18 protein-coding genes and 1 pseudogene are annotated in these 17163 nt (G+C 57.6%); 12 read left to right on the forward strand and 7 right to left on the reverse strand.

The genetic code is table 11. From position 1 onward, the window contains the following. A pseudogene (locus tag SMC5_RS10840) lies at positions 1-372 on the forward strand (hypothetical protein); the annotation flags it as partial. Next, complete coding sequence (locus tag SMC5_RS09355) at positions 372-1217, forward strand: deoxyribonuclease IV (protein ID WP_119120500.1); 846 nt, start codon at positions 372-374, stop codon at positions 1215-1217. The pseudogene SMC5_RS10840 and the gene SMC5_RS09355, both read left to right, overlap by 1 nt. 64 nt (positions 1218-1281) lie before the next feature. Here the strand turns inward: SMC5_RS09355 and metK are convergent, their stop codons facing one another. After that, on the reverse strand, positions 1282-2502 hold the full coding sequence (metK, locus tag SMC5_RS09360; protein WP_119120501.1) for a methionine adenosyltransferase: 1221 nt from the start codon (positions 2500-2502) through the stop codon (positions 1282-1284). A 389-nt stretch (positions 2503-2891) separates the two neighbouring features. Here metK and SMC5_RS09365 point away from each other — a divergent pair, with 389 nt between their 5' ends. From SMC5_RS09365 to SMC5_RS09405, 9 genes are all read left to right on the forward strand, one after another. Further along, entirely contained in the window at positions 2892-3587 is a 696-nt protein-coding gene (locus tag SMC5_RS09365; protein ID WP_119120502.1) for a molybdopterin-dependent oxidoreductase, read from the forward strand. A 181-nt stretch (positions 3588-3768) separates the two neighbouring features. Continuing rightward, complete coding sequence (locus SMC5_RS09370) at positions 3769-4518, forward strand: carbon-nitrogen hydrolase family protein (protein ID WP_119120503.1); 750 nt, start codon at positions 3769-3771, stop codon at positions 4516-4518. Positions 4519-4777: 259 nt separating this feature from the next. After that, positions 4778-5179: a hypothetical protein gene (locus SMC5_RS09375; RefSeq protein WP_119175828.1), complete on the forward strand. Its 402-nt coding sequence runs from the start codon at positions 4778-4780 to the stop codon at positions 5177-5179. Then, the gene (locus SMC5_RS09380) at positions 5176-5649 is read left to right on the forward strand and encodes a hypothetical protein (protein ID WP_119120505.1); all 474 of its coding nucleotides are present in this window, start codon (positions 5176-5178) and stop codon (positions 5647-5649) included. Before SMC5_RS09375 ends, SMC5_RS09380 begins: the two co-directional genes overlap by 4 nt. Next, positions 5646-6023, forward strand: a complete 378-nt coding sequence (locus tag SMC5_RS09385) for a hypothetical protein (RefSeq protein ID WP_126854984.1) — start codon at positions 5646-5648, stop codon at positions 6021-6023. Before SMC5_RS09380 ends, SMC5_RS09385 begins: the two co-directional genes overlap by 4 nt. A 78-nt stretch (positions 6024-6101) precedes the next feature. Beyond that, entirely contained in the window at positions 6102-6944 is an 843-nt protein-coding gene (locus tag SMC5_RS09390; protein ID WP_165846376.1) for an AEC family transporter, read from the forward strand. 164 nt (positions 6945-7108) lie between these two features. Next, a complete protein-coding gene (locus tag SMC5_RS09395) occupies positions 7109-7996 on the forward strand; it encodes a GNAT family N-acetyltransferase (RefSeq protein WP_119120508.1) in 888 nt (295 codons plus the stop codon). A gap of 227 nt (positions 7997-8223) precedes the next feature. Continuing rightward, on the forward strand, positions 8224-8898 hold the full coding sequence (locus tag SMC5_RS09400; RefSeq protein WP_119120509.1) for a class II aldolase/adducin family protein: 675 nt from the start codon (positions 8224-8226) through the stop codon (positions 8896-8898). Between the two features lie 128 nt (positions 8899-9026). Further along, complete coding sequence (locus tag SMC5_RS09405) at positions 9027-10370, forward strand: aspartate aminotransferase family protein (RefSeq protein WP_207799195.1); 1344 nt, start codon at positions 9027-9029, stop codon at positions 10368-10370. 68 nt (positions 10371-10438) lie between these two features. On the opposite strand, the gene SMC5_RS09410 is transcribed toward SMC5_RS09405, so the two are convergent. The 6 genes from SMC5_RS09410 to SMC5_RS09440 all read right to left on the reverse strand — a co-directional run bounded on the left by SMC5_RS09410 (position 10439) and on the right by SMC5_RS09440 (position 16340). Beyond that, complete coding sequence (locus tag SMC5_RS09410; RefSeq protein ID WP_119120511.1) at positions 10439-12019, reverse strand: xylulokinase; 1581 nt, start codon at positions 12017-12019, stop codon at positions 10439-10441. Further along, a complete protein-coding gene (locus SMC5_RS09415) occupies positions 12016-13245 on the reverse strand; it encodes an MFS transporter (protein ID WP_165846377.1) in 1230 nt (409 codons plus the stop codon). Before SMC5_RS09415 ends, SMC5_RS09410 begins: the two co-directional genes overlap by 4 nt. Before the next feature lie 244 nt (positions 13246-13489). Continuing rightward, on the reverse strand, positions 13490-14392 hold the full coding sequence (locus SMC5_RS09425) for a phosphotransferase family protein (protein ID WP_119120514.1): 903 nt from the start codon (positions 14390-14392) through the stop codon (positions 13490-13492). A gap of 106 nt (positions 14393-14498) precedes the next feature. Then, entirely contained in the window at positions 14499-15284 is a 786-nt protein-coding gene (locus SMC5_RS09430) for a hypothetical protein (protein ID WP_119120515.1), read from the reverse strand. Beyond that, positions 15268-15978, reverse strand: a complete 711-nt coding sequence (locus tag SMC5_RS09435; protein ID WP_119120516.1) for an ABC transporter ATP-binding protein — start codon at positions 15976-15978, stop codon at positions 15268-15270. Before SMC5_RS09435 ends, SMC5_RS09430 begins: the two co-directional genes overlap by 17 nt. Next, the gene (locus tag SMC5_RS09440) at positions 15975-16340 is read right to left on the reverse strand and encodes a GntR family transcriptional regulator (protein ID WP_119120517.1); all 366 of its coding nucleotides are present in this window, start codon (positions 16338-16340) and stop codon (positions 15975-15977) included. Before SMC5_RS09440 ends, SMC5_RS09435 begins: the two co-directional genes overlap by 4 nt. 232 nt (positions 16341-16572) lie before the next feature. On the opposite strand from SMC5_RS09440, the gene SMC5_RS09445 reads away from it, so the two are divergent. After that, positions 16573-17049 (forward strand): pyridoxamine 5'-phosphate oxidase family protein, encoded by a 477-nt coding sequence (locus tag SMC5_RS09445; protein WP_165849062.1) that lies wholly within the window; start codon positions 16573-16575, stop codon positions 17047-17049. The last annotated feature ends 114 nt before the right edge of the window (positions 17050-17163 follow it).

The raw sequence follows: 17163 nt of genomic DNA on the forward strand, positions 1-17163 counted from the left end.
GTCCTGCAGGACGTCGAGCCGGATCGCGTCTTCGTCGACACGCCCATCCGTCCTCCCGCCGAAGACTTCGCCCATCCCGTGACGCCTGAAGCACTGGTGCTTGCCGAAAAGGCACTGGGAGGCGCACAGGCTTCGGGCTTCGACTTTGGCGCCTTCACCATTGCAGCCGGTACGGATCCGCTGGAGACACTCGCCGGCGTCTGCAAGAGACATCCCATGCGTGAGGACCAGGCAACCCTCCTGCTGGTCAACTCCGGGATCGACCCGCTGCCGGTCCTCGACGCACTGCGTGCCGACCCGCGCTTCAGGGTCGAGCAGTACGGCGGTCAGACGTTCTTCCTCGTTCACGAGATGAACGGAAAATCAGGCTGATGATCCTCGGGGCACACGTGTCCATAGCGGGGGGAGTGGCAAACGCCCCTCAGAACGCTGTTGACTGCACATGCGAGACGCTTCAGATCTTCACGAAGAGTCAGCTCCAGTGGCAGGCGCCACCCCTGTCGCGGGACGAAATCGCCGGGTTCAAGCGCGGTATGAAGTTGAATCACCTGGTCCCCGGAACGGTCCACGCCGCCTATCTCGTCAACCTTGCCGCCCGCGACCCCGCCCTTCTGGCCAAGTCCAGGGACTGCATGGTCAGCGACATCGGCAGGACAGAGCGCCTGGGCATTCCCTGCCTCGTCGTCCATCCCGGGGCTCACCGTGGACAGGGGATCGAGAAGGGAATCGAGGTGGCGGCCAGGAGCCTGAACTATATCTTCCAGCATACCCATGCACACCGCACCATGGTGCTTCTCGAGGCAACCACGGGCGCCGGTTCCGTCCTGGGCGGCACCTTCGAGGAACTCGCCGCCATACGCAGTCTGTGCCGCTTCCCCGCGCGCGTGGGCTTCTGCATCGACACGTGCCACATCTACGGCGCAGGCTATGACATCCGCACCCCGGCAGGATACACCGCGACCATCCACGAACTGGACCGCGTCCTCGGCCTGGCCAATGTCCGGGCTTTTCATCTCAACGATTCAAAGGGAACACTGGGTTCGAAGATCGACCGGCACGCCGAAATCGGACAGGGCGAGATCGGACTGGAGCCGTTTCGTCTTCTGCTTGCCGACATGCGATTCGGCAAGACACCCGGCATTCTGGAGACACCTGGAGGCGATGGCGCCTACGCCCGCAACCTCGCTGTCCTTCGCTCCCTGATCCCCTCTCCATGAATTGTGAATCCCATTGTACCAGGTACAATGGGATTCACAATTGACATTCCTCGAGGAAATCGAACTAGACAACCGCCTGACACTGTCCTACCAGAGAGCGGAGCTTGTCTGCAATGTCGGTCTGTTCCCAGGACAGGTCGAGGTCGTCCCGGCCAAACGCACCATAGCATGCGATGTCACTGTAGATGGGCCGCCGCAGGTTGAAGTGCCGGATGATAGCCTCAGGCCTGAGGTCGACGAGCTGCGCCAGTGCCTTTTCGATCATCTCTTCATCGACTGTAGACGTCCCGAAGGTATCGACATAGACGGACAGTGGGCAGGCGACACCGATGGCATAGGCGACCTGAACCTCGCATCGTGTGGCAAGTCCTGAAGCGACGACGTTCTTGGCACAATACCTCGCGGCCATGGCGGCCGAGCGGTCGACCTTGGTCGGGTCTTTGCCCGAGAAGGCGCCTCCGCCATGACGACCCATGCCACCATACGTGTCGACGATGATCTTGCGCCCAGTGAGGCCCGTGTCCGCGGCGGGTCCCCCGATGACGAATCGGCCGGTCGGGTTGATATAGTATTTCGTCTCTGCGTCCAGCATGGCGGCAGGGATAACGGGCCGGATGACGTGCTCGATCATGTCACGGACGATCTGTTCGTGAGTCACGTCGGGGTCATGCTGCGCGGAAACCACGACCGCGGTGACGCGCAATGGGGTGCCTCCCTCGTATTCGACGGTCACCTGTGTCTTGCCGTCGGGCCGAAGGTAGGTGAGCGTTCCGTCCTTGCGAACCTGCGCGAGGCGACGGGCCAGCTTGTTGGCCATGTAGGCAGGGAACGGCATAAGAACAGGGGTCTCGTCGCACGCGAAGCCGAACATGAACCCCTGGTCGCCGGCGCCGGTCTGCTCGAGTACGTCGGTGATCTCGTCGCCACCTGGCTCACGGCACTCCAGTGCAGTGTCGACGCCCTGCTTGATGTCGCTGGACTGTCGGTCGATAGCCACCATGACGTGGCACGTGTCCGCGTTGAATCCATATTCGTCACGGTTGTAGCCAATGCGCCTCGCCGTATCGCGCACGATCTGGTCGACAGGAACGCTGACACCCGGCTGGGCAGCCACTTCGCCCGACACGATCGCCAGCGTCCCCTGCATCATGGTCTCGACGGCCACGTGAGCGTACGGGTCCTGTTCCAGATAGGCGTCGACGATAGCATCCGAGATGGCGTCCGCGACCTTGTCCGGATGCCCCTCGGTAACTGCTTCAGATGTAAAGAGATGCTTTCGTTCCATGCTTGTTCCTCCCACCTCATGATGAAGGACCCACATGGGGTCCACGGCCGTTGATGTGTCCATTGTTGCACCCACGGAGCGTCGCTGCCCGTGCTGCGAAGGGAGGTGGCTGAAATGAAAACCGCCCCACGTCACAGCGTGAGGCGACCGACTTCCGTCGTTCCTCGGCGCTTTAGCACATTTTTATCGCGGAGCAAGTGGCCGTTAACTGACCGCGTCGCAGATGAGTATACCCATCTGTCCGCCGGCGCCAAGCCCCGTAACTGTGATGGAACACGATCACGGACCCCGTATGACGCGGCGTTGTGATTGTGGCGGGCAGCGCTACAATGCAGGCAGAATAACGTCATGGCTGGATTACTGCGTACCTGACGCAGAAAGGAGCCACCATGCATAGAGTGTTACGCACCACCTGTATTGTCCTGCTGGCACTTCTCATCGGTATGACCTGCGGCTGCACGGTCCAGGCCCCTGCCCCACAGGGGGGAGACATCAAGGGTCCACTCGTGCCGGCACAGGATCTGGGAATGGTCGAGATCAACAAGTACCAAGGCAAGGACCTGACGGATTTCAAGACCCTGGAGGACAACTCAGTCAAGGGTCCACAGACGGTAGACATCGCATCGTACCGGCTCGTCATCGACGGAGCTGTACAGAGCCCCCAGCGTCTCACCTATGCCGAGGTCCTCTCACACACGCACTACCAGAAGCTCATCACGCTACACTGCGTGGAAGGGTGGAGTGCGACGGGCCTCTTTGAGGGCGTCCTCATGAAGGACCTGCTGGCACAGGCCGGGCCACTCCCGTCAGCGGTCACCGTCATCTTCCACGGCCAGGACGACTATACGACGTCCCTGCCTCTCGCCACGGTACTCAAGCGCAACATGTTGCTGGCGTACCGCGTCAACAATGCAGACCTGATCGCCCGCAACGGTTATCCGTTCCAGCTGGCAGCCGAAGACAAGCTCGGATACAAGTGGTGCAAGTGGGTCGTCCGCATTGAGCTGTCGACTGATCCCAACTACCAGGGATTCTGGGAACGCCAGGGATTTGGCAATGACGCGGAGGTCAATCCGAGTCCCTGAGTTCCCGACTTCTCCCGAGGATCCATAGGAGATCAGGTGTTCCGCCATCTGGTGCATGATGTTGCAAAAAAAGCACGTTTAATTATCATAGCGTAAGAGCACTTGACAGTCCTGCGTACTTGGAGGGCTCTAAGATTGCGCAGGGACTGGTGGGAGGCAGACTTGAAAAGGAGGAGCAAGGATGAATGTATCGCTGGTGGTATATCGTGTCGGGGCAGACACGGCAAAGAATATCGAGCGAATGGACCTTGCAGTGACGCAATCGGCAAAGTCGGGGGCACACCTGGTCCTGTTCTCGGAAGCTGCGACGACAGGGCTGATCCTCAACAATGATCCCAGACATGACCTGATGCTGGGAGAACCGGTACCCGGGCCGGCGGTGACTCATTTCGCCGACCTCGCCAAGTCCAGCCGCATCCACATCGCGTTCGGCATCCTTGAGCGGGACGGAGCGGCATTGTATGACACGGCCGTCCTGGTGGGCCCGAGTGGCGACATGCTCCTCAAATACCGTCGCATCGATCCACAATGGCACGACCAGATCGATGACTCGAAGCTCTATCGTGAGGGAACAGAATGCCCTGCAGTCGATACGCCGATCGGTCGCTTTTCCTTTGTCATCGGCGGCGACCTGTTCAACGCCACAGTCGCAGAACAGGTGCAGGAACAGCATCCAACTTATCTTCTCATGCCCTTCGCACGCCACTTCGACAGCGGCCTGTGTGACCAGAAACGATGGGAGACCGAGGAGCGACAGTTTTACGTCGAGCGCGCCCAGAAGATGGCTGTCACGACACTCATGGTGAACTCGAAGGGAGAGAAGGAATTCGATGGAGGTTCGTTCGGAGGAGCCATGGTTGTCCACGCCAACGGCCGCATTACCCATTCACTCCAACTGGGAATGCCTGGAATGATCGTCGCAGCCATCTAACAGAGCGACATCACGGTCTCACTGGAAACGGCATTGGATCATGACAGGCCCTCGTTGCAATGAGGGCCTGTATTATATGTTCCAGACGGAGACCAGAAACCCGTTTACGTTAGTGTTCATGCCGCTCCAGCGACTCTCACGGACTGGTCTTGACAAGAACATTCATCGACCTATCCTGACGATAGATAGGTATCGTGTTCCTGTGGCAAGTACGGTGGAGACAGAATGCACCATTGTCCAGGTNNCGATTGGAGGCAGCATGGACCAGACGATCCTGTTCGTCTTTCCTCGGCATAGCGACTTTGGACGTCTCACCACTGCTGGTGACGTTCGGACTGCTGCCTCTGACCTTGCCAACATCCAGCGACTTCTCGAGGCTACCCCGGACGACCTGAGCAGGGAACTTGGTTTTGTCGCTCAACGCATCCTGACTGATGCGGCCTTCGCTGTCCGCTACGAGTCACTTCTCATGATCCTGACCGACGACCATTCGTTCGACGCGTGGGCTCTGCTCCACCCCACACTCGAGCCGGACGAACGTGAACACCTTCGTCTGGTGTATCATCACAACGTCTTCGACCTCTATGTCCTTCTCCAGGACGTCCTGTGTCCTGACAGCACTGATCTCATGAACGCTCCTTCTGAGGAGGCTCACTCATGAAGACCCCGATCCTCGTCTGCGAAACCAGCTTGCTGCTTGAACCATGTGAACTTGGCGGTCGACATGACGTCCGGGTCCTCGTCCAGATTCATTGGGACAACGTCCGCGAAAGCCTCGCCCTGCGTACTATTGGCACCCCGCCCCGCACCTTCGACCCCACGGTCTGGAAAGGGTTCGTGATACAAGCACTGCGCCTGGCGGAACCGTGGATACGCGACAGTTATGTCCATCAGGTCATGTGGTGGCCCGGCGACAACCAGCTGCCGGCCGGCTGGTTCGCCATGTACTGTTTCCCGGCCGGCCCCAGGCGTGTCCTCCTGGGCGTCATGCGATACCTTGGCACAGGAGGAGATGTACTCCCATGCATTGGATCCACGTGCTTCTGCGAGAACCCATGGTGGCAACAGGGAGGAGACTACCTCAACTATCTGTATCACCTCAAACCAGGCGGCGAACGCCAGGCCGCGTGACAAAACCTATGTACAAGACCGTCCTGTTCACGTTCGACCAGCCAATCAGCAGTGATACTGAGCAGGCTGTGTTGCAGGCAGCCGAGACCGCGGAGCGTCCCGAAACAGTGCGAGCCGTCCTCACCGCCAGCGAACACGACATCCAGAGCGAGCTCGACTTCATCGGTCGCTTCATCTGTGGCAACGCTGCTGCTGAACGAGCCTACGCAGTCTTTGTCGAACAGCTGGAACGACCGGGAGGTTGCGAGGCAATGCTTGCCGCATCAGGTGATACATCTGCTGAGGAGCGTACCCTGCTCCTGGACCACTACCTGGTGATCGCCCACCGCATAGCGCAGGGATTCAACGAGAGGGTACGGAGGCACAACCGTTGAACCTTGTCCGCATGGTAGTTGGATTCACGGCGTCCAAGGCTAGACACAATGCCTTTTTTCCACTATCATGGCCAGGATATGAAACAGCCTGTCAGTCTTGCAGAAATGAGTTCTGTATTTACGCTCGTCCTCATCGTCGTCGTCGGTATCCTGCTTCGCCGGATCCATGCACTCTCGGAGCAGGATACTACCAGTATCCGCAAACTGGTATTCAATATCACTCTGCCCGCTCTCATCTTCATCAGCCTGTACAGCAACCCCATCCCGCTGAAAGCGCTGTGGATCGTTCCAGGTGTCATCATCATCCAGGCAATCGGGTACCTGACCTTCCGGCTTGTCCCCATACGCTATCGCGAGACGATCTTCTCGGGATTCCTTGGGAACACCGGGTTCATGGGATACCCAGTGGTGCAGGCGGTCCTCGGCCAGGGGGCACTGCCGCTTGCGGTCATCTATGACCAGACACATTCGTTCATGATCTTCAGCACCTGGATTCATAAGAATCTCCACAGCTTCATCAACCCGCCGCTGGTCGCCATGATCCTCGCGCTCATCCTCAAGCGTGTTGCCCTTCCACAGTTCTTCACCGATGCATGCCAGCTCGTCGGCAACACGACGTCGCCCCTTGCCATGCTGTTTGTGGGGCTGAACGTGGACCTGGACTTCCACTGGAGTTCGCTCATACCAGCGGCAATCAAACTCGCGCTTGTACCGGCGATGGCACTAGCCCTGACACTCGTTCTGCCCGTCGCCGGCGACATCCGCAGCGCCTTCATCCTCCAGAGTGCCATGCCCTCCCTCGTTGTCGGCGTCGTGTACGGTGCCGAGATCGGCCTGGATGTGAAGAAACTGTCCCAGAATATTGTCGTCTCGACGCTCCTGTTCCCGCTGACCATCCTCTTCTGGGGGCGTTTCCTATAGAGAAGGGACTCTCAGACCGGAGAGCGACCTGGTCTCGCGCGCAGGCGGGAATCTATGTATTATGTGTCGTTCCTGCCGCGCATGTTGAAGCCTTTTGCGCACACGTGTATACTTCGTACAGGACAGCGTAGTCTGCCGTCACTCCATATTGACAGGAGGAACACATGGGAGTCACCATTCGTACAGCACGGCTCGCCGACCGATCTCGCATCCTGGCTATCAGTTCGCAGATATGGGGAGGGGACGACTACGTGCCACAGATCATCGATGAATGGCTCCGCATGCGGGGTTCCGAGGTGGCAGTCGCCGACCTGAACGGATCCGTCATCGCCTTCGCGCGTACGGTCAATCTGACCCCCGGTTACGTGTGGCTTGAGGGGATCCGCACTGACATCACCTCGCAAGGACACGGTGCCGGCAAGGCGCTGACTGAGTACTTTATCGAGAAGGCAACCCGCGAAGGCGCACAGCGCATCGGACTCTCGACGTACATCGACAACCTGGCAAGCATCCACGTCGTCGAGCAGCACCGTTTTGTGCGCCAGGCATCGTTCATCCTTGCCGAGGCGAAGCTGGACGGTCCGGCACGGTCCGCAGCAGAGCTGTCGCCACTGGTTTCGGACGTACCCTTCGATGAAGCACGTGCGTGGATAGTGGGATCGGCTTCCATTGCAATGAGCTGTGGATTCATCAGTCAGGGCTGGAAGTTCTGGCCCGCATCACGCCCCGAAGTCGTCGCCTGGCCTATCTTCGACAAGGCCATTGGCCTTCGTGGTCCCAAGGGGTCCTTGCGCAGCCTGCTGGTCATCTGCCACCCCGATCACGGCGCAGGCGAGGTCTCCATCGATTTCGCAGACGGAAGCCCCAAACACCTGGACGTCCTCGTCCGCCATGCCCTCGCCCTCTATCCGGGAGCAAAGGGCATCCAGACGATGATCCCAGCCGGTCAAGCCGCCCACACGGGCCTGCTTGAGACGGTGACCGCGCTCGAATTCGACGTCTGGCGTCATGGCGAGCCTGACGTGTTCGTCTACGAGCGCCCGGTCGAATAGCCTTAGTAGTTAAGCGGGAATGCCGGCACGACGACGAAGGAGCATAAGGCATCATATCGGTCCCATCCTTCGCGCATCAAGCGCGGGCGTGAGGTTATATTCTTCACTGCCATGACGTCTGTTCATATTGGACAATTTCTGGAACTATGAACATGCTTGAGAAATCTGTCAACAGAATTATAGTTAAATACATTTCTGAAAGTATTTGATTTCAGAACGAGGTGGACATGGGGAATTATGAGGAAGCAAAGCAACAAGTCACTACACTCTGTCACAACCTTGTTGAAAAGGGATATCTGATGGGAACCGGCGGCAATGTTTCGGTGCGTATCCGGGGCGAGCACGCGTTCGCTATTACTCCTTCCAATTACGATTACACGATCATGACACCAGCAGATGTCTGCATACTTCGGTATAATCTCACAGTCCTCGAGGGAGAACGCAAACCTTCGATTGAAAGCGCTTTGCACGCCGCTATCTACGAGAACCGACTGGATACCAACTGCGTCATTCATACACATCAGCTGTATGCCAGTGCTTTTGGGCTCACGAAGACGCCGATTCCAGCACTCTACGACGAACAAGCTCGTTTTCTCGGCAAGTCGGTTGAGATCATTAATTACGCGCCGTCGGGAACAGGATTCCTTAAGCACAATGTCGTCATACGACTAAAGAACCACTGCAATGCATACATCCTGCAAAATCATGGTGCTTTGTGCCTTGGCCCTGATCCGGATCGCACAATGTTCAATGTGCAACTGCTCGAAAAATGCGCTGTGACGTACCTCCTTGCGATCTGTACCGAGAAGAAGATTTCGCGTATCCCGCTGCCGTTTCGCGAGGTAGCGTTTGCTATGTTGCGCAAGGATCAGAAAAAATTCGAGAATGCCAACGAGCATTAGTCAAACAGGGGGCGGCTATGGCCGAAGAACAGAAGTACGCTATTTCCAAATGGCCTGACACAGCAAAAATCTACGATCGTTTGCATGCATTAGTCCAGGTACCGCCAATGACGATCCGGCGCGATAAAATGAAAGAATACTTAGACTACTATGATACAAAATGCACCAAATCTAGAGCCTTGACTGACGAGGCGAAGAACTATATTCCTGGTGGTGTTCAGCACAATCTGGCGTTCAACTATCCTTTCCCCATTGCTATCGAGAAAGCAAGCGGCGCTTTCATGGGGGATGCCGACGGCAACCAATACATCGACTTCCTGCAGGCCGGCGGCCCAACTGTTCTGGGCAGCAACTATGCACCAGTGCGCGAAAAGGTGGCTGAGGTCATCAACGAATCAGGCCCGGTCACTGGCCTGTTCAGCGAATACGAGCTGAAGCTCGCAAAACTCGTCAACCGCCTTGTCCCCAGTGTTGAGATGCTGCGCATGTTTGGATCCGGGACAGAGGCTGTCATGGCAGCTATTCGTGCAGCACGGACACATACCGGCAAGCGCAAGATCATCAAGGTTGGCGGAGCATACCATGGCTGGAGCGACTCGATGGTCTACGGCCTGCATGTACCAGGCACGGGGCGCTTCGAATCCAAAGGAATACCGATGGGCGCGACCGGCAACACAGAAGAAGTTTTTCCCAACGATCTCGCTGGTCTGCGGCGTTTGCTGATCCGTAACCGTCTGCGTGGCGGTACGGCAGCCGTCATCGTGGAACCTGTCGGGCCGGAAAGTGGAACGCGTCCCGTGTACAAGGACTACAACCAGAAGGTACGCGAACTTTGCGATGAGTTCGGCACACTCCTCATCTTTGACGAAGTTGTGACTGGGTTCCGGCTAGGAATGGGTTGCGCTCAGGGTTACTTCGGCATCAAGCCAGACCTGACAGTCTTTGGTAAATGCATCACCGGTGGTTACCCGATGGCTGGCGGACTTGGCGGCCGACGTGACGTCATGATGCATCTTTCAGCCGGGATCGGCGGCACAGGAGAACACGCTTACGTCGGTGGCACACTGACGGCCAATCCATTGTCATGCGCTGCGGGATACTTTGCTCTGACAGAAATGGAACGCACCAACGCACCGGTCATCGCTGGGCGTGCCGGTGATCGTTTGACCAAAGGGTTACAGGAGATCATCGACCGGCGCAAACTGCCGTTTGTCGCGTACAATCAAGGTTCCATCGTGCATCTTGAAACAGCAGGTGTCATGCTGCTCGATTTCCGTCACCCACTCCAGCTGGCCAAGGAGCTTAAGCCCCGAAACCACATGATGCAGGAGATGGGTGCCGCCTACATGAGCCAAGGCATCATCACCCTGGCTGGCAGCCGCATGTACATGAGTATGGCTGATACCGATGAAATCATTGATGATGCGCTCCGGCGCTTTGATACTATTCTGGGAAGTGTCGAAGCTACCTGACGCATAAGAATATGACAAAGGGGTGGGCCTGCACAGGCCCACCCCTTTCTTCGTTTCTACTGCCCGCCTTACGGATTCATCTCGCGGTAGAGGTCTTTGGTCTGGTGATAATACTGAACGAATTCCTTGAAAGCCTTATCGTAGAGAGCACGGTGTTCCGCCAGAGATGTGTATTCCCTGGAAATCGCCGTATACCGCGCAGCGTCTTCAAATTTCATATATCCTAGTGCTTCGGCAGCGATAAATGCTGCTCCGCGCGCGTTCACCTCGATAGGGTTCGCCACCTGACGGATGGTGACATCAAGCACATCCGCAAAGATCTGGCACCAGATGTTGGACTTGGCGCCCCCACCAACAATGTTGAGGGATGTCAGCTTGCGTCCCAGGAACTTCTCGCCCGGTCCAAGCATCCACCGCGTATTCAGGGCAACGCCCTCCAGGAATGCGCGAATAATGTCCTCCCGGCTGTTTTCCAGGGAAAGATTGAAGATGGACGCACGCACATGACGGTCTTCAACAGGGCATCGTTCGCCATAGATCCACGGTGTGTAGATAACACCATTGCTCCCAGCCGGGACCTGCTCTGCAATGTGGTCCATAATCTCATACACGTCGGGCGCCTGCTCCTCACGCAGCAACTTGTCCTTGTGATAGAGAATCTTGTCGCGCAGGAAAGTCAGGTTGCCACCTGCTGTCGTCTGCAGAATCGTCATCAGGTACTTTCCTGGAATGGCACAGGGCACCGAGGCGAGCGAGTTCACGACATCTGTTTTCATGAACGGCACGTGTGCAGCGATCCAGGACGACGTGCCAATGTACAGATGCCCCTCGTAGTCGCGTACAGCTCCCGAACCAATGGCCGCTGATGTTGTGTCGATGGATCCTGCTACCACCCGAACGCCGGGCTTGAGTCCCAACTCACGTGCAACGTCCGGTTTCAGCTCACCCAACACAGAGTCACAGGGAACAATCTCAGGGAATTTGTCAGCATCGATACCGGAGTTTCTTATCAGTGCCGGTGAATAGACAACATGCGCCGAATTGCGATTATCCGTGACCCAGGAAGTCAGAATAGAATCGGGCGTGGCGGCAAACCGTCCGCAAAGGCGCATGTTCATGTAATCCGGAACATTCAGGAATTTGAACGTTCTCGCATAAACGTCCGGAAACACGTCCCGAATGAAGAGCATATGCGCCGATGGATCTTTGCCAGACAAGGACGGCGCGCCGCCGGTCAGTTTGACCCAGCGCAGCAAGCGGATAGGGTCGTATCCAGCAACATTGACTGGCCCGCGTGTGATCTGCTCGAGATACTTGGCCCCACGCATGTCCATCCATAGCACACAGTTCATCAATTCCTTGCCGTCCCTGTCCACCGGAACGGTGCCCTCTCCCTGGGTTGAGCAACAAACACCAACGATGTCCTCCACAGGAACAAGTTTCTTGTGAACCAGCTTGCCGGCAGTTGTCAGGAATGCATTCCACCAATCCTCCGGATCCTGTTCCGCCCCGCCACCTGGCAACACATGCAGAGGCACTTCCTGAAATTCCCATCCCGCAAAAACACCGGTCACGGAAACCAGCGCTGTCTTGCATCCCGACGTCCCCAAATCAACGGCGAGGATATATGGTTCGGCGTTTCTTTTCATGTTATCGTCTCCGCGCCAGCGTGTACGACATTGGGATCCTTCAGGCGAGTGACAATAAACGCGCAGATGATGAGCAGGAATACCGCGAAGAGCAGCGAAAGCGTAAAGGAGCCATCTTTTGTGCGCATGGCCTCCATGACATACACGTAGACAACGGCAGCCTGGCCGAAGAGTTGAATCAACCCATTCGACGTTCCCTCCGGTGTTGGGTAGGTAATCTCGGCGGCATACTCCATGCCCACCGGGCTCAGACTGACGAGGAAGAACCCCAGTTCAAAGGCCGATGCCATGAGCAGCCAGACAGGCCGCGCAAACGTAACGCCGATGAGACCAGGAATCGCACCCAGCACGCCGATCATGAGATATTTGCAACGTTTGTGCTGCTTGTCTGAAAATGCAGGGATTACGACGGCACCGATGACTCCTCCGACAAGCATGAGCGCGCCGAGTGTCCCCGCCTGCTCCGGGCTGAAGCCACGCGGCCGGACGATGGGTTCTATCCAGGTTGACAGGCCATTGAAGAGGCCCAGCGCAATGAAGCAGATAGCCAGAAACATCCAGAACATTCTGTTTTTGAGAGCATTCTTGAGGCCGTCCAGCATCAGCGCACGCGTCTCCTGTCCTACAGGGCATGGCGGTGTCGGTGGTTTCTCACGCGCCAGCAGGATGAAAAGCACCGACGAGAAAGCGGCCAGAATACCGTACAGCAACTGAACGCGCGCGATGGACATGCTCTGGGTCAGAATTGGCGTCAGGACCATGCCGATTGCTGTTCCGACAAGTGATGCCAGTGTCACCAGTCCGACTGCTGTGGCACGAAATTCGAGATCGAACCATTTAGCCGGAACGGTTGTCCAAGCGTTGAGGAGAAAGGGCTGCGCGACAGCGATGCCGATGGTCGAGGCCAGGACGAGGCCGTACCGGGCTCCCGCCAGTCCTCGCAGAATACCAAAAACGCCCATCAAAACGGCACCGATACTAACAGCCTTGTGAAAACCCCACGTGTCGATCACCCATGAAACCGGGATGGACAGTGGAATGAAGGCGATCATAAACATCATTGACAAAAGTCCGATGTTGAGATCGGTTACGCCGTAGAATGTTGCCGCTGGCCCCGTAATCGGAGAATAGCTGATCCACAACATCTGAATGGTAATGTTGATGAACATAAACACCGCCAGCACAACCCAGCGGTAGCCATATACGCGAAACGTTGGCCTGTCCATAGCATCTCCCCCGCAATTGATCTTCTCTTCTTCGCAAGTATTACCTACTTGTCGAAAAAGTACAATCCAGGAGAACATCGATGGGATCTGGTTGCTATGGCGCTGTTCTACGATTCAGAGAGAACAGCCAGTCAACCAGCCACAACCAGGTCATAACTGTCCACCGCGCACGAGGCATCATATCAGTCCCATCCTTCGCGCATCAAGTGCGGACGCGAGGGGTCGCCGAATCTGTAGCCGAGCTTCAGACGGCCAAGTAGACGGAGAGGGAGCGGAACCAGGCGAGGCGTTCGTGGTCGACGGCCTCAAGTCCGTACGCATTCAAGAACACTTGTTGGCCAGCGGGATCCAGATACCCGAACATCGTTGCAAGGTCATACCATGGGTCACCGAGGTCCGTAAAGGACCAGTCCAGCACAGACGTGATCCGCTCTCCATCGAGCAGAACATTCTTCGGTCGGAAGTCGCCGTGGAGGACCGCGACAACACCAGGCTCGGGACAGGTCGCCCTCAGGCGCTCAAGCTCCTTGACGGGGTCGCCCGTGATGCCCTTGGCGCGGAATTCGGCTCTGCTCATTACCTTTTCCTGCAGATGACGCTCGGCCCAGAGCAGCTGTCCATCGACGCACTCCTGCCAGCTCACCGTTCCGACCGGCAGATGGTGCAACGTCGACAACATGGAGCCCACGGCCACGGCGATGCGGTTGCGGTCGTCCCTGGAACCAGCCTCACGCAGAACGTCGGTTGCAGAGCGACCAGCTGCGTGCTCCATCAGCAGGAACCCGAGAGGTCGGTTCTGGACATGGACAAGGGGCTTCGGAACGGGGATCTCTGTTCCATGCAGCAGCTTCAGCACTTCATATTCGAGGGCGATCTCCTGCATGCGATAGGCTCCGCGGGCGACCTTGAGCACGAAGCGCTGTTCCGACGCGTTCTGCAGCAACAACACCAGCCCACATCTGCCATGGTGCGGCGACGACCTGTGCACCACCGGTCCCGTGATTGCGAGGACCTGAGCAGGTAGTCGCAGTGTCATCGGATCCAGGCTCATCGGCGGCAGCCGTTCGGCAGGTGTAAGATCGCATGTAATGGCCCTGATGCGTGGTTGTATGGACTCGGTCGTACCTGAATCGACAGCGTGTTTCATATGTATATCATACCATCATTGGTGTATTGAACAAACCACTCTGACACCACATTGATACCGACAGGCCCCTTGGCTCAGCGGGGACCTGTCGATGTGGTATTGCCCTCTACAGGTTGAGCTTGCGGTCCATGAGCCAGGAAGTCATCACAAAGGCAAGAACACCAAGCGCGACGAACATCAATGGAGATACCAGCGGAAACTGAACCGGCTGTGGCCCTGATCCTACGATGGGGAGGTTTCGCCAGGGGCTGAGATAGAGACGCCAGCCGCTGAATGTCGTCTCCAGCCATGTACCAGCTTCGACGCTCACCCAGAGCACCGCGATGACGACCAGCGCAGAAAAGACGCTGCCAAGATGCTTCTTTGAGTTCGTGAGGCTCTTGCCGAACGTCACGCCGAAGAACATGATCGTCATGAAGCTGACAATCACCGCTAGGACGCCGAGGCACATCACCCAGTAGTCGCCAGTCAGCAGGAACCTGCCGACGTAGGGCCGTATCTCCTGAGCGAGTCCCGGGGCAAGGTACGCGAGCACGATGACACTCGTCATGCCACCCAGGAGGGTCATGACCGTGTCGACCACAAGCAGCACGATACGCGAACCCAGGACCTCTGCTCCGCGGAGTGGCAGGCCGAAGACGAGGTACCCGGTGTCGCCATAGAGGTCCTGGGTATATGTGACGATGTTGATAACCGTCATGACCGCGTAGAACAATACCCAGAAGTAGGCTATCATCCACAGAAAGCTCATCGAAACATGCGCCGACTGCGTTGGGTCCTGCTTCCAGATAAAGCGGGTCGCCTGATACAGCGTCAGCGCACCCATGATGATGAGTCCGATCGTGTAGAGGAGTCTGCGGCCCCTGAGCTGATACCTAACAAGCTTCCACATGTCCGTACACCTCCCTGTAGATATCCTCAATCGATGCGCCTCGCCGAGTACGCAGGTCCTCGGCATCGCCCGCAAGGACCACGCGGCCACCGTCGAGAAACACGACGTCATCGAAAAAGCGCTCGACATCGGCGACCATCTGCGTCGACAGGATCATCGAGCTGTCAGTGCGAAAGTTGGCTACCAGGGCATCCAGAACCTGACTGCGCGCAACGGGGTCCAGCCCTCCGAAGGGCTCGTCCAGGACGTAGAGTCGTGCCCTGCGTGAGAAGACCAGCGACACCCTCGCCTTCTCGACCATCCCCTTGGACAGCGAGCCGATCTTCTGGCCGGGGGTGAGGCGCATGATGGCAAGCAGCTCCTCGAACCGCTTCCGTTCGAAGTCGAGGTAGAAGTCCGCATAGAAGTCACCTGCCTCGCCGACCGACATCCACCGGTCGAGATGGTTGACGTCCGGCAGAAACGAAACCACCGCCTTGGTCCCGACGCCCGGCGCCATACCGTCCACAAGGACACTCCCCGATGTTGGCGACACCAGACCTGCGAGGATCTTCATGAGCGTCGTCTTCCCACTGCCGTTGGGACCGAGCAGTCCCATGATGTGCCCTTCGGGCACCTCCAGCGTGACGTCGGACAGCGCCGTCGTCGTGATGTACCGCTTCGTAAGGCTGCTGATCTGCACGAGCATACTCATTTCGTCTCCTTTCTGGCTGTTTCTGCTGCCATCGCCGTCATCTCCTCGGGGCCATACCCCAGCGAGCGCATTCCAGCAACATATGTCTCGACGATGTCGCGCGCAAGTCCCTGGCGCAACAGGTCGACGGTACCGCGGTCGCCGGACACGAAGGTCCCCATGCCGCGCTGTGTCGCGACATACCCTTCACGCTCCAGCTCAAGGTAGGCCTTCTGTACCGTGTTCGGGTTCACGACGACCTGCTGGGCGAGGTCACGAACCGACGGTAGTTGTTGCCCGACCTTCAGCTCCCCGACGGCGATCCGCCTCTTGATCAGGTCCATGATCTGTGTGTAGATGGGAGCCCTGTCATCAAACTCCATGTCACGCCTCCTCCGTCCCTTGGACGGTCATTGTATTACCTAGCGTCTTGGTGCACTACTAATCTAATACACATCACGGTAATGTCAAGAGGGTGGCTACAAAGCGCTCTGGACACGTTGGGAGATGCAGTGCCCCGCTCCGCAGCCCGTGACGACCGCGGAGTTTCTCATATACTGTGCGCGTGCCCCCTGAAGGGGCAGGGGAGGAACCATGGGAGCGACCGAGAGACCAATGCGAAGGAAAGAGTACGAGGTGACGGATACCGCCGTCATACGGCACATTCTAGGACGTGCCACGCTGTGCCGTGTCGCGATGGTGGATGGCAGCGAGCCGTACCTGGTCACCATGAACTGCGGCTGGGACGGCGAACACCTGCTTCTCCATGGTGCAATCCAGGGCAGGAAGCTGGACATCCTGCACGCCAACCCCCGCGTCTGCGTCGAGGTCGACGAGGACGTCCAGCTCGTGTTCGGAGCGACGGGCGAAGAGTGCACGGCGAACTACGTCACTGTCATCGGAACCGGCACCGTGTCATTCGTCCTCGACTCCTCGGCCAAGAACCGGGACCTGAATGTCATCATCGGTCAGTGCCATCCGGGTGTCCCCAAAGAGGTCTTCCCCGACGAAGCCCTGTCCCGTGTTGTCGTGCTGGAGGTCCAGTTCGACCACCTTAGTTGTAAAGCGAAGGGGACGACGCCACGACCGTAATACCACGCTTGTGCGGTTGCGCAGTTTTCTCTACACTATGGACAGGCACCCGGCAGCGTTGGGTGGCACCGTAATTCCGCTACCAGCAAAGGGAGGAACACACAATGGGTTGGA

This window comes from Candidatus Cryosericum odellii, from assembly GCF_003570935.1.
GTDB lineage: Bacteria > Caldisericota > Caldisericia > Cryosericales > Cryosericaceae > Cryosericum > Cryosericum odellii.